Here is a 12,824-nt window from a genome sequence, read left to right on the forward strand (position 1 = left end):
TGGGCTCGTAACGATTCCAGGTCGCAATTAGCTCACGATTCCGCATCGTCACTTCAATCACATCAGTCCCACTCGTACCATCGATCACGTTGGCTTCGAATTCGGCGCACGGCCGTATCCGGACCTTACGAAGTAATTCAGACACGAACGTTGTCTAGATATTGAGGAGACTTCCGTGCCTAACAGCCGTCGACGCAAGCTCTCGACCGCCATGAGCGCAGTCGCCGCACTGGCCGTCGCAAGTCCTATTGCCGCTATTGGCGTGGTCGAACTGACCGCTACCCCGCAGAAGGCACTCGAACAGCGCGAGTTCGTCCGCGCCGCGGTGGTGACCGACCTGCCGAACGAGATCATGTCCGCACTGCAGCAGGGTCTGTCGCAGTTCGGGATCAACCTGCCGCCGCTGCCGACGGGCCTGAGCCCGGCCGGCGCCCAGCCGGCGCAGGCCGGCCCGGCGCTGACGACGCCGAGCTTGAGCACGCCCGGGTTGACCACACCTGGCCTGACCGCTCCTGGCCTGACCACACCGGGCCTGACCACACCGGGCCTGACCACACCGGGCCTGACCACACCGGGCCTGACCACACCGGGCCTGACCACACCTGGTCTCACCACCCCCAGCCTGAGCACTCCGGGGCTCACCACACCCGGGTTGAGCACTCCGGGTCTCACCACACCTGGGCTGACCACACCCGGTCTCACCACGCCGAGCGTCAGCACACCCGGTCTGACCACACCTGGTCTCACGACCCCAGGCTTGACGACACCGGGTCTCACCACGCCGCCGGCGTCGGCGTCGCTGACCAATCCCGGGCTCACCAACCCGGCGCTGACCACTCCCCAGCTCGGCACCCCGGGCTTGACGACACCAGGGCTGACCAGCCCGTCGGCAACCGGCCTCGGCGTGCCGAATGAGCTGCCGATCAGCGCACCGGCGGCCGGGACGTACCCAATCCTCGGCGACCCGTCGCTGGCGATGCCGAGTGCACCGGCCGCGTCCGGTGGGCTCATCAGCGACCTGACCAGCGCCGCGAACCAGCTAGGCGTCGGACAGGCCATCGACCTGCTCAAGGGCGTGGTCATGCCGTCGATCACCCAGGCGATGCAAGGCGCATCGGCCGCTGCCGCTGCCCCCGCTGCCCCCGCGGCAGCAGCGGCCCCGGCTGGTTAACAGAGACCTGCATCGGAACGGCACCGCAGGGTGTGGGTCAGGCCGCTAGGTCAGTGAACCCGGAGAGGCCCCTGCGGTGCCGTTGCAGGTCCCAGTTATCACTTTCTTCACACTGGCCCGTGTCGAAACATTGGTATCAGAGGGCACATACGTAACATCGCCTTGTGCTGTCCCGTCGACCCGCGCCGTCGATCGTGTTCACCGCAATCGCGGCGACCGTCGTCATCCTGCCGTGGGCGGTCACCGGGGTACCCGGTTCGGACCACCAGGACGTGCCCAGCGCCGCTGACACCGTGCTGTCCCAGCAGCCGCTGACCGGACTGGGCGGCGGTCAGACGATCCGCGAAATCAGCCAGGCCACGCCGTTCTCGATGGTGGCGCTGACGGGTAGCGATCTCACCGGAACATCGGCACGGGTACGCGCCAAGCGACCAGACGGCAGCTGGGGTCCGTGGTACGACGCCGAGACCCTCGAGTCCAACGCCGACGACACCCAGCACGGCGGACCCCGCGGTACCGATCCGGTGTTCGTGGGCACCACGACCTCGGTGCAGATCGCGGTGACCCGTCCGGCGAACGCTCCGGTCACCAGCGCGCCACCCGAAACCGGCCTGGATGCCGGCAAGGAACTGGGCTACGTGCCTGCCACCGCCGAACAGCCCTTCGCACAGAACATCTCGGCCGTGCTGATCACCCCGCCGAAGGCGCCGGTCGATTCGCAGTGGCAGCCACCGACGGCCGCCCTCGGCCCGGGCCAGCCGCCGAACATCATCAGCCGCGCCCAGTGGGGCGCCGACGACCATATGCGTTGCGGTAATACTATCTACGGCAATGGAATTCGTGCCGCCGTGGTGCACCACACGGCGGGCAGCAACGATTACGCACCGGAGGATTCGGCGGCCATCGTCCGGTCGATCTACGCCTACCACACCCGCACCCTGGGCTGGTGCGATATCGCCTACAACGCCCTGGTGGACAAGTACGGCCAGGTTTTCGAAGGCCGGGCCGGTGGCATCACCAAGGACGTACTCGGTTCGCACACCGGCGGATTCAACCGCGACGTGTGGGGCGTATCGATGATCGGCGACTTCGAAGACGTTCCGCCGACCGAGATTCTGGTCCGCACGGTCGGCAGGCTGCTGGGCTGGCGGATGGGCCTGGACCGAGTCAATCCGCTGGGCACCGTGAACCTGACCTCAGCCGGCGGCGACTACACGTTCTTCCCTGCCGGGGCGACTCCCACGTTGCCGACGATCTTCGCCCACCGCGACGTCGGCAACACCGAGTGCCCAGGCAATGCAGGTTACGCGGCACTCGGTCAAATCCGCGATATCGCAGCACGTTTCAACCGACCACCTGATCTCGTCGAATCATTGCGGGGCGGGGCGATCTTCGCCAAATGGGAAGCCATGGGCGGCAAAGACGGGCCCCTTGGGGAACCGACGTCCCCAGAGTCATCGGCCGACGGCGCCGCGCGCTACGTCACTTTCGAGCATGGCGCGATCTACTGGTCACCGACCACCGAGGCACAGCCACTGACCGGAGCGATTTATGAGGCCTGGGCATCGCTGGGGTTTGAGCGCGGCGCACTGGGCCTGCCGACCAGCGGTGAGATCCAGGAACCCGAATGGATCGTGCAGAACTTCCAGCATGGCACCCTGAACTTCGACCGGCAGACCCACAACGTCTTGCGGGTGGTCGACGCACTGACACTGGTGATGCCGCCACCGGCTGCCGAAGGGCCGCCGGTGCAGTTGGAGCGGTTCAGCCGCGCAGCGAACCCGGTGCTCGAGGCACCGGCGAACTAGGTTCAGAGCCACCAGCGTTCGAGAACGCGCGCCAATCCGTCGTCGGCATTGGACGTGGTCACTTCGTTGGCGGCGGCGATGGCCTCCGGGTGGGCATTGCCCATCGCGACGCCTAGGCCCGCCCAGCGCAACATCGGCACGTCGTTGGGCATGTCTCCGAACGCGATCACATCTTCGGCGGTGATCCCCAGCGGGCGGGCGACCTCATCGACACCGGTCGCCTTACTGGTCCCGAGTGGATTGATCTCGATCAGGCCATTGTTTGTGGAGTAGGTGATATCCCCTTGAACCCCAATATGTTTGGCTAGCTCAGCGGCCATTTCTGAGCTGCGCGCACCGGCCCTGCGGATTAACAGCTTCACCGCGGGAGCGCTGAGCAGGTCCTCGATCGAGACTTCGGTGTTATCCGGGTTGAGCCAGGCGTGTTCATATCCCGGTGAACTGACGAACTGTGGCGTCGCCGCGTCGTGCGCGCTGCGGCCGACCCGCTCGACGGCCAGACCTACCCCCGGGATCACCCTGGCCGCGATCTCGGCGAGTTCGGTGAGCACGTCGACGGACAGGGTGCGCGCGGAGATGATCCGGTCCTGCTCGGAGTCATAGATGACCGCGCCGTTGGCGCACACCGCCATCGGGGCGAATCCCAACTCTTCGACGATCGGAGGTACCCACCGCGGGGGGCGGCCCGTCGCCAGCACGAACTGGACACCGGAGGCGACCGCGGCCAACACTGCCTGGCGGGTGCGCGGCGTGATGTGCTCATCCTCATCGAGCAGCGTGCCGTCCACATCGGTGGCGATCAGCGCGGGCAGCATCAGTGATGCTCCCTTGTGTGGCGCGCGCGCCGGGCAAGTTCGGCCTCGTCGAGGCGCTTGGCCTCGGCCAGGATCGAAGCGCCGCCACCGAGAACCTCAGGCACCCAATACTCGCCGGGCGGGTGCGGGTAGACCCCGACAAGCTCCCCGGCGCCTGCGTTGACGAGTGCCCAGTGCAGCAGGCGGGAAGTCGACGTAGCTGGTGTGATTGCTCGCCACCACGCGCCACCACGCGCGGGGATGTTCTCAAAGCCCTCGAAGGTGATCGTGGTCCCCGCGGCCCTGGCCGCCATCGAGGCGGCGATCTCCAGGGTGCGGAAAACGGGTTCCATGACGGTTACCGCGCTGGCCCTGGCGGATCACCGCGCTGCGCTCGTTTGGCCGCTTTTTCCGCAGCTTCGGCCGCTTCCATCACAGCCGCCTCCGCCAGGGTCGGCGCACCGCCACCCAACCGGTGCGGCACCCAGAATTCGCCGGCAGGATGACCGTAGCTGTCCTGTACCTGTTCGAGCAGGTGCTGCATTCTCGAATGCAGCAGCGCGGTGAGTTCATTGGCCGGCAGCGTCGGCGCGATGGGTTCACCCACGGCGATAGTGATGGGCACCTTGGGCCGCCACATCTTGCGCGGATGGCCCTTGGTCCAGATGCGCTGGGCGCCCCACACGATGTGCGGGATGATCGGCACGTCGGCGGCGATCGCCATCCGCGCCGCGCCCGACTTGAACTCTTTAAGTTCAAAGCTGCGACTGATCGTCGCCTCCGGATAAACCCCCACCAGCTCGCCGGCCTTGAGCGCCAGGCAGGCTGCATCGAACGAGGCTGCGCCATTGTCCCGGTCCACCGGAATGTGCCGCAGGCTACGCATGATGGGCCCGGTGACCTTGGCGTCGAAGACCTCTCGCTTGGCCATGAACCGCACCTTGCGGCCGCGGTGCTGCAGATAGGCGGGCAGCCCGGCAAAGGTGAAGTCGAAATAGCTGGTGTGGTTGATGGCGATGACGGCCCCACCGGTGACGGGCAGGTTCTCGACCCCGGTCACGGTGAACTTCAAGCCCTGCGCACGCCACGTCAGCCGAGCGAGCTGGATGACAGTCCCGTATACCGGTTCCACTCGGTCAGCCTAGCCCGCTGGCATTCCGCGCCGCGCACGGACCGCTAAGCTCGGTTGGGGTGCAGCGACCAGGGGTAAGGAGATTTGTGCAGGTCACCAGCATCGGCCACGCCGGTTTTCGAATCGACACCCAGGCGGGGAGCATCCTGTGCGACCCGTGGCTGAACCCCGCTTATTTCGCATCGTGGTTCGTTTTCCCCGATAACAGCGGCCTGGACTGGGCCGCGATCGGCGACTGCGACTATCTCTATGTCTCCCACCTGCACAAGGATCACTTCGATCCGCAGCTGCTCACCGAGTACGTCAACAAGGACGCTGTCGTACTGCTGCCGGACTTTCCGGTACCCGATCTGAGGCGCGAACTGGAGAAAGTGGGCTTCCACCGGTTCTTTGAGACCGCCGATTCCGTCAAGCATCGGATCAGCGGGCCCAAGGGCGAGCTGGACGTGATGATCGTCGCGCTGCGAGCCCCTGCCGACGGGCCCATCGGTGACTCCGGACTGATCGTCTCCGACGGCACCACCACGGTGTTCAACATGAACGACTCGCGGCCGCTGGCGGTGGACGGGCTGGCCGACGCTTTCGGCCACATCGACGTGCACATGCTGCAGTACTCCGGTGCGATCTGGTACCCGATGGTCTACGACATGCCTGCGCGAGCCAAGGAATCGTTCGGCACCCAGAAGCGCCAACGGGGCATGGACCGGTGCCGGCAGTTCATCTCGGATGTCGATGCGACGTGGGTTATCCCGTCGGCCGGCCCACCGTGCTTCCTGGATCCCGCACTGCGCGATCTCAACGACGATCACGGCGACCCCGCGAATATCTTCCCCGATCAGATGGTTTTCCTGGACCAGATGCGGCGCAACGGCAATGACGGTGGATTGCTCATGATCCCCGGCACGGTAGCCGAATTCACTGGTAGACAACTAGATTCGCTGTCGCACCCGATACCGACCGCCGAGGTCGAGGCGATCTTCACCACCGGCAAAGCTTCCTACATCGCCGAGTACGCGCAGCGGATGGCGCCGGTGCTGGCCGCCGCGAAGGCATCGTGGGCGCCGGCGACCGGGGAGTCGCTCCTGGAGCCTTTGCGGGCGAAGTTCGAGCCGATCATGCTGCAGAGCGATCAGATCTGCGATGGCATCGGCTATCCGGTCGAGCTGCGAATCGGCTCGGAGACCATCGTGGTGGACTTCCCGAAACGTGCTGTGCGCGAACCGGTTGCGGACGAGAAGTTCCGCTATGGCTTCGAGATAGCACCGGAGCTGGTGCGCACTGTGCTACGCGACGACGAGCCGGACTGGGTCAACACGATCTTCTTGTCCACCCGGTTCCGGGCCTGGCGGGTCGGCGGGTTCAACGAATACCTGTACACCTTCTTCAAGTGCCTGACCGACGAGCGGATCGCCTACGCCGACGGCTGGTTCGCCGAGGCGCACGACGACACCGGAGACATCACGCTGGACGGCTGGACCATGCAGCGCCGCTGCCCGCACCTGAAAGCGGATCTCTCGAAATTCGGTGTGGTGGAGGGCTCGACGCTGACGTGCAATCTGCACGGCTGGCAGTGGAACCTGGAGAACGGCCGCTGCCTGACGACCACGGGCCACGAATTGCGGCGCTCCCGGCAATGAGCGCCGCTGGGCAGCAGCACTACGACGACGGTCTGGTTCAACTGGACCGTTTCGCACTCACGTTGCGGCGCTACCACTTCCCGTCGGGAACGGCCAAGGTGATCCCACTGCGGGCGATCAAGGGCTACCAGGCCGAACCACTGGGAGTGTGGATGCAGCGGTTCCGGCTGTGGGGTAGTTCTGATCTGCGGCGCTGGATGCCGCTGGACATCTATCGACCGATCAAGTCGACCCTGATCACGCTCGACGTGCCGGGTACGAATCCAAGTCCGGCGTTCACCCCGGTCAAGCCCCGGGAGTTCCTGGCAACGCTCGACGAGCTGTTGGAAGACTAAGCCCGCGCTGCGGCCTTGGCGGAACGACAGTCGCACACCTGGTAGCCCATCCCACGACGGGACGGACTACCTGGTGTGGACGCTGTGATTACTGGGCGCCGCCGCTGTGCGCCCCGGCCTTGGCGGAGCCGCTCGCGTTCCGGGCGCTGACACCCTGGCCCTTCTTGGCTCCCTCGCCCCCTTGTCGGCCTGCAGTGCTGCCCGCCCCGGGCCCCGTCTCCGAACCGGTGCCGGTAGCTGCCGTCGGGCTAGTGGTCGCTCCGGGAACCGCCGTGTTGCCATCGCTGGTCACTGTCGTCTTGTGCGACGCAGCCACGCTCGGAGCCGAGTCGGTTGCAGCCGAACCGGTGCCGTTGCCCGCCCCTGCTGAGCCCTCGGTCGAGGTGCCCTTCGGCCGGGTCGCAACCTCGGCGGACGGAGCGGCCGACCGCGCGACCACAGCCGCCGACGACGGCGGTACCGGGGCACCCAGTGCCTGCGCAATCGTGTCGCGCGCGGCCAACAAGCTGGCGATCAAGCCCGAACCGAAGGAGGAGCCCGCATACGGGCTGAGGATCCCCGAGCTGGACGTTGCCGGATATCCGTTGAGGAAGGCACCCGTCATTGCGGCAGGGATGTTGATGAGGGCGCGGATGGCCGCCACAGCATCCCCGGCCTGCAGCGAGTCGACGACGAGTTGCCCGGCGTCACCAAACGCATAGACGGCACCCCCAATTGGGGAGATTGCAGCAAGGCCGACGCTCAGAAGGATGCCCGGCAGCGCAGTGAGCACGTTGGAGACGTTCTTCGCAATCTGTCCGGGGATGTTGAAAACCGGGAGCAGGCTGATCACGGGAGCCAGTACCAGTCCGAGGCCGCCCTGGAACAGCGTCTGCACGGCATCGCTGAACTGGCCGGCGGCCAGCTGCTGGGTCGCGGTGAGAAACGCCTTGGGCAGCGCCGTCAGACCAGCGACGAGGCCGCCGAAGGCGCCTCCCAGGGCCGTCGAGATGGTGGCGACATTGGCGAGCTGGTTGGTGATGATCTGCTGCAGGATCGGATCGGGACTCCCCTGCACCTGAGTCCCCAGCATGGCGATGTTGCTGAATGTGGTCTCGATGACTTGCGCCCAGGTGGGCAGGCTCTGCGACGTTGACGCGAGTGCCGTCGCAAGGCTCGACATGTGGATAGCCGGCGCCCGCATGTCGGGTATCGTCACCGATATCGGCGAAACGACGATCGCGCTCGCACCGACGATCGCGATGCCCGCGGAAACCTTCGAACGCAGCAATACGTCCACTGCTTCTCCCTTACCAAGTAGTTGACTAACAGACAAGTAACTTACTTGACGGTAGGTTGCTAGTGTCCGATTTCGACAAATTCCGGAGCATCCGGATTCGGCGCGAACCGTCCATGACCCTCCAGGCCGTCAACCGGCGGCGATGTTCTGACTGGCCGCCAGCATCGGGCGGTCCCTGCTCCACTCGTCGGTGCGCGCCAGCCCTTTGATTATCGCTTCGAACTTCGCAGGATCCTTCACTGCCATCTGCGCCAACGGGGCCGGATTCATGACTGCGTTGCTCAGCTCCGCAATGCCTGTCCATGTCTTCAGTGCACCATCGGGGTCGTAGGCGAACCGCAGAGGATTCATATGGTCTTCGAAGAGCGTCCCCATAATGCCGCCCACCGAGCCAAGCTTGTTCAACAGTTCCCGGATCGCATTCTGCGTCTTCTCGACGTTAGCTGCGGGGCCAGTTGCTGCTGCACTGACCTGGATGCCGTACCCGGTCTCACCACACGCGTCGATACCGGCGGTCACCGCTTTGAGCAGGTCACGTGCGGTGTTTTCGTACTCTCTGCCGAACATCACGCCGGAAACGTCAGCGCCGTGGGAGACACGCTGGCGGTGGCATGACGGTCTCCGGTCAGACATCACCTTTGGGCGAAACGGTGCGATCCACTCGCACTCTCACTGCCAAACCTTGGTTTGGGCGTAAGGGAGCTAAGGCGACCAAACCAGTTGGCGCAGTTCGGATGCCGCGTCGCTGTCGGTGTCGTAGACCCGCACGATGGCCTCGTCACCCGGTTGCAGGTACGTCGACTCCCCCAGCTTGGTGTAGCGCGTCGCACCGATGCCGATCAACACCTTCTGCGGCCGGCCGCACGCCACCATCAGCGCGCCGACATCCTCCAAAGGCGTATCGGGCGAACCCTTTTGGTTGGCCAGCCGCTCAACGATCCAGTCCAGCAGCACCTCGCCGTAGTACGAGTAGCCCAGCAGCGGGCTGTCCACCCCGTACTCGTGGTGCACACCGTCGGACGTGCGCAGGTGGCACAGCAGCCGAAGTGTCGCGGTCGGCCCGTCCGGGGTCAGATCGCTGATGTCAAAGAACTGGTGCGCAACACCTTTCGACGATGGGCCCCAGTTCTTCTTGTGACTGATCTTGGCGGCGTTGGGGCGGCGGATCGAGCAGTCGTTGAACGCGCCGAGGGCGAACGGCCTCAGCGTGACCACGGTGTCGCCCTCCCACACCACATCGCAGGCCAACCCGACCTCGGGTTCGATCTGCAGGTTGAGCGGCCCGTCGGCCTCCGTCGTGTTCGGCACCATCAGCGCGTCATGCGAGAGCGGGAACTCGCCGAGGAAGCTGTCGTGACCGGGCGCGTACCACGGGAAGATCCCCTTGGGCGCGACGCCCTCGCTGGCAACGTTGACGAAATCGACTGCCTCACCGGCTTGTTCGAGGTGGCCGGCGAAGTTCCCGGCGACCCCGAAGCCGAACCAGTTTTTGATCTCATCCAGGTCGAGTTCGATCACGGTTGCAGGATCTCCGTCCCCACGTAAGGCACCAGGGCGGCGGGAACCCGCACGCTGCCGTCTGGCTGTTGATGGTTTTCCAGGATCGCAACCAGCCACCGCGTGGTAGCCAGCGTGCCGTTGAGTGTTGCCGCGGTCTGCGGCTTGCCGTTCTCGTCGCGGTAGCGGGTAGCCAGCCGGCGGGCCTGGAACGTCGTGCAGTTCGACGTCGAGGTCAGCTCGCGGTAGGCCTGCTGGGTGGGTACCCACGCCTCACAGTCGAATTTCCGCGCGGCCGAGGACCCCAGATCTCCAGCGGCCACATCGATCACGCGATACGGCACGTCGATCAGCTCGAGCATCTGGCGCTGCCAGCCCAGCAGCCGCTGATGTTCGGCCTCGGCGTCCTCGGGACGGCAGTAGACGAAGGCCTCAACCTTGTCGAACTGATGCACCCGGATGATGCCGCGGGTGTCCTTGCCATAGCTGCCGGCCTCCCGGCGGAAGCACGACGACCACCCGGCGTACCGGGCCGGACCACCGGACAGGTCGAGGATCTCGTCGGAGTGGTACCCCGCCAGCGGCACCTCCGAGGTGCCGACGAGGTAGAGGTCATCGTCCTGCAGGTGGTAGATCTCGTCGGCGTGGGCGCCCAGGAAGCCGGTGCCGGCCATCACCTCGGGACGCACCAGTACCGGCGGGATCATCAGGGTGAAGCCGTTGTCGGTCGCCAACCGCACCGCCAGCTGCAGCAGGCCGAGCTGCAACAGTGCGCCGCGGCCGGTCAGGAAATAGAACCGCGAGCCGGACACCTTCGCGCCGCGTTCCATATCGATCAGCCCAAGCGCCTCGCCGAGTTCGAGGTGGTCTTTCGGATTCTCGATCTGCCGTGGCTGGCCGACCACGTCGAGGACGACGAAATCGGCCTCGCCACCGGCCGGGACGCCATCGATGATGACGTTCTGAATCCCCATGTGCGCACTCGTGAAGGCCGCTTCGGCCGCTACTTGCTCGGCTTCGGCCGACTTAACCTGTGCGGCAAGTTCTTTGGCCTGCTCCAGTAGTGCGGGCCGATCCTCCAGGGAGGCCGAGCCGACCTTTTTGCTGGCGGACTTCTGCTCGGCCCGCAGCGTGTCGGCGGCCGATATCGCCGCCCGGCGTGCGGTATCGGCCTCAAGCAGAGCGTCGACGAGCCCCGGATCCTCACCACGGCTGAGCTGGGATCGCCGTACCGCATCGGGGTCATCGCGCAGCAGTTTCAGGTCGATCACGACCGCAACCCTAGCTATTGGCGTTGGCCACCGCGTCGGCCCCTCCGGGGAGAACGCACAGCACAACCCCATAACAGTACAACTGCATCACTTGTCACACACCTGCTCGCGACTGCCACAATGGAGACGATGTTGCAGTTATCCGAGCGCGAGGACGTCACGCCCGAGCTGCCCGAACAGGGCACGCCGCGGCGCGGCTTTCTGGGCACTTTCCAGGCCACCTCGACGCGCCGGGCACTCCTGCTGACCGCGCTGGGTGCCCTGCTGATCGCCGGCGTCGTGACCGCCCTGCCGATCGGGTTCAACAACCGGCTGGCCGGTTATGCCGGCTCCGACCCGCTGTCGGGCTTCAAAGGCACCGCGGCATTCGCCAACGCGAAGGCGGGCAACTGCCTGAACTGGCCGGGCAAGGATCCCGACTCCGCCACCATCGTCGACTGCAAGAACGACCACCGCTTCGAAGTCGCAGAGTCGGTCGATACGCGGACCTACCCGGGGACCGAATACGGCCCTGACGCCCCGCCGCCGAACGCCGCGCGCATCCAGCAGATCAGCCTGGAACACTGCCAGCCGGCCGTTGAGCGCTACCTCGGCGACAAGTTCGATCCCAACAGCAAGTTCACCATCAGCATGCTGTGGTCAGGTGACAAGGCCTGGAAGCAGGACGGCGAGCGACGGATGCTGTGCGGCCTGCAGCTGCCGGGAGCCGACGGCCAGCAGACCGCCGTCAAGGGCCGGGTGGCCGAGGTCGACCAGTCCAAGGTCTGGCCGGCCGGCACCTGCCTCGGCATCGACCAGCCCACCAGCCAGCCCACCGATATCCCGGTCGACTGCGGCGCACCGCACGCCATTGAAGTCACCGGCTCGGTGAACCTGGCCGAAAAATTCTCCGGCACCCTGCCGACCGAAGCCGACCAGGACGCGTTCATCAAGGAAGCATGCACGCGGATGACCGATGCCTACCTGGCGCCGCTACAACTGCGCTCCACCACCCTGACGCTGATTTACAGCACGATCTCGCTGCCGAGCTGGACCGCGGGCAGCCACCAGGTGGCTTGCAGCATCGGCGCCACGCTGGGCAACGGTGGCTGGGCGACGCTGATCAACCCGGCCAAGGGTGCGCTACTCATCAACGGGATGCCGCCCGTCCCGCCGCCGGACATTCCCCAGGAACGGCTGAGCCTTCCGTCGATTCCGCTGCTGCCGTCGATCCCGAGCACGCAGTACGCACCGTCGACCAGTGACAGCAGCCAGTCCGGCCAATCGGGCCAGTCGACGCAGTCCACCCAGACCCAGCACCTGCCGCAGCAGTCGACGCAGCAGACGCAGGTGCCTACCTCGACCGCAGCGCCCAGCAGCACCGCGGGGGCTCCGCCACCGCAGCAAGGCAACGTCCTCAACGGGGAGTTCGTACCCGCGCAGCCGGCGGGACCGCCGCTGGACGCACCGCCGATGGACGGACCCCCGCCGCCAGCGGCCCCGCCGCCACCCGCAGGCCCGCCGCCCGGTCCGGTCGACGTCGTTCCCCCACCGGCTTAGGTCGTGCCTGTACGGATGGACCCGCAGCGGTTCGAGGAATTGGTCGGCGACGCGCTGGATCTGATTCCACCCGGACTTGCCAAGGCGATCGACAACGTCGTGATACTGATCGAAGATCAGCACCCCGAGGAGCCCGATCTGCTGGGTCTTTACGACGGCGTCGCGCTCACCGAACGCGATTCCAGTTACGCTGGCTCACTTCCGGATACCGTTACGATCTATCGGGAACCATTGCTGGACATGTGCGACACCGAGGCCGACGTGGTCGAAGAAGTCGCGATCACCGTAATCCATGAGATAGCACACCATTTCGGTATCGACGACGATCGTCTGCACGAATTAGGCTGGGGCTGAATCTTTT

12 protein-coding genes and 1 pseudogene are annotated in these 12,824 nt (G+C 65.7%); 6 read left to right on the plus strand and 7 right to left on the minus strand.

The annotated features are described in order from the left end of the window. The first annotated feature begins 175 nt into the window (after nt 1-175). Nucleotides 176-1,171, plus strand: coding sequence for a hypothetical protein (locus tag G6N13_RS06815; RefSeq protein ID WP_163695557.1), 996 nt, complete (start codon nt 176-178; stop codon nt 1,169-1,171). Nucleotides 1,172-1,335: 164 nt separating this feature from the next. Next, nucleotides 1,336-2,979: an N-acetylmuramoyl-L-alanine amidase gene (locus tag G6N13_RS06820; RefSeq protein ID WP_163695560.1), complete on the plus strand. Its 1,644-nt coding sequence runs from the start codon at nt 1,336-1,338 to the stop codon at nt 2,977-2,979. 2 nt (nt 2,980-2,981) lie between these two features. Here the strand turns inward: G6N13_RS06820 and G6N13_RS06825 are convergent, their stop codons facing one another. The 3 genes and pseudogenes from G6N13_RS06825 to G6N13_RS06835 form a co-directional block, all read right to left on the minus strand. Continuing rightward, nucleotides 2,982-3,794 carry an HAD family hydrolase gene (locus G6N13_RS06825; RefSeq protein WP_163695563.1) on the minus strand — a complete coding sequence of 271 codons (813 nt, stop codon included), beginning with the start codon at nt 3,792-3,794 and terminating at the stop codon, nt 2,982-2,984. Between the two features lie 147 nt (nt 3,795-3,941). Further along, a pseudogene (locus G6N13_RS26095) lies at nt 3,942-4,126 on the minus strand (1-acyl-sn-glycerol-3-phosphate acyltransferase); the annotation flags it as partial. Nucleotides 4,127-4,131: 5 nt separating this feature from the next. Next, nucleotides 4,132-4,905, minus strand: a complete 774-nt coding sequence (locus G6N13_RS06835) for a lysophospholipid acyltransferase family protein (protein ID WP_163695571.1) — start codon at nt 4,903-4,905, stop codon at nt 4,132-4,134. 86 nt (nt 4,906-4,991) lie between these two features. On the opposite strand from G6N13_RS06835, the gene G6N13_RS06840 reads away from it, so the two are divergent. Both G6N13_RS06840 and G6N13_RS06845 read left to right on the plus strand, forming a co-directional pair. After that, entirely contained in the window at nt 4,992-6,542 is a 1,551-nt protein-coding gene (locus G6N13_RS06840; protein WP_163695574.1) for an MBL fold metallo-hydrolase, read from the plus strand. Beyond that, nucleotides 6,539-6,877, plus strand: a complete 339-nt coding sequence (locus G6N13_RS06845) for a hypothetical protein (RefSeq protein WP_163695577.1) — start codon at nt 6,539-6,541, stop codon at nt 6,875-6,877. Before G6N13_RS06840 ends, G6N13_RS06845 begins: the two co-directional genes overlap by 4 nt. Nucleotides 6,878-6,965: 88 nt before the next feature. On the opposite strand, the gene G6N13_RS06850 is transcribed toward G6N13_RS06845, so the two are convergent. The 4 genes from G6N13_RS06850 to serS form a co-directional block, all read right to left on the minus strand. Beyond that, a complete protein-coding gene (locus G6N13_RS06850; protein WP_163695581.1) occupies nt 6,966-8,156 on the minus strand; it encodes a hypothetical protein in 1,191 nt (396 codons plus the stop codon). 129 nt (nt 8,157-8,285) lie between these two features. Beyond that, nucleotides 8,286-8,726 (minus strand): hemagglutinin, encoded by a 441-nt coding sequence (locus G6N13_RS06855; protein WP_163695584.1) that lies wholly within the window; start codon nt 8,724-8,726, stop codon nt 8,286-8,288. A gap of 132 nt (nt 8,727-8,858) precedes the next feature. Beyond that, the gene (locus tag G6N13_RS06860) at nt 8,859-9,674 is read right to left on the minus strand and encodes a DUF5718 family protein (protein WP_163695587.1); all 816 of its coding nucleotides are present in this window, start codon (nt 9,672-9,674) and stop codon (nt 8,859-8,861) included. After that, nucleotides 9,671-10,924 (minus strand): serine--tRNA ligase, encoded by a 1,254-nt coding sequence (gene serS / locus G6N13_RS06865; protein ID WP_163695590.1) that lies wholly within the window; start codon nt 10,922-10,924, stop codon nt 9,671-9,673. The genes G6N13_RS06860 and serS overlap by 4 nt, the downstream gene beginning before the upstream one ends. Nucleotides 10,925-11,044: 120 nt before the next feature. On the opposite strand from serS, the gene G6N13_RS06870 reads away from it, so the two are divergent. After that, nucleotides 11,045-12,463, plus strand: a complete 1,419-nt coding sequence (locus G6N13_RS06870; protein ID WP_163695593.1) for a septum formation family protein — start codon at nt 11,045-11,047, stop codon at nt 12,461-12,463. A 3-nt stretch (nt 12,464-12,466) separates the two neighbouring features. Then, entirely contained in the window at nt 12,467-12,817 is a 351-nt protein-coding gene (locus G6N13_RS06875) for a metallopeptidase family protein (protein ID WP_163695596.1), read from the plus strand. The last annotated feature ends 7 nt before the right edge of the window (nt 12,818-12,824 follow it).

Source organism: Mycolicibacterium sarraceniae (genome assembly GCF_010731875.1).
Classification (GTDB): domain Bacteria; phylum Actinomycetota; class Actinomycetes; order Mycobacteriales; family Mycobacteriaceae; genus Mycobacterium; species Mycobacterium sarraceniae.

Excerpts from the sequence above, each read along its gene's own strand:
- G6N13_RS06825 (WP_163695563.1), bottom strand. The coding sequence starts at position 3,794 with ATGCTGCCCGCGCTGATCGCCACCGATGTGGACGGCACGCTGCTCGAT.
- G6N13_RS06845 (WP_163695577.1), top strand. The coding sequence starts at position 6,539 with ATGAGCGCCGCTGGGCAGCAGCACTACGACGACGGTCTGGTTCAACTG.
- G6N13_RS06870 (WP_163695593.1), top strand. The coding sequence starts at position 11,045 with ATGGAGACGATGTTGCAGTTATCCGAGCGCGAGGACGTCACGCCCGAG.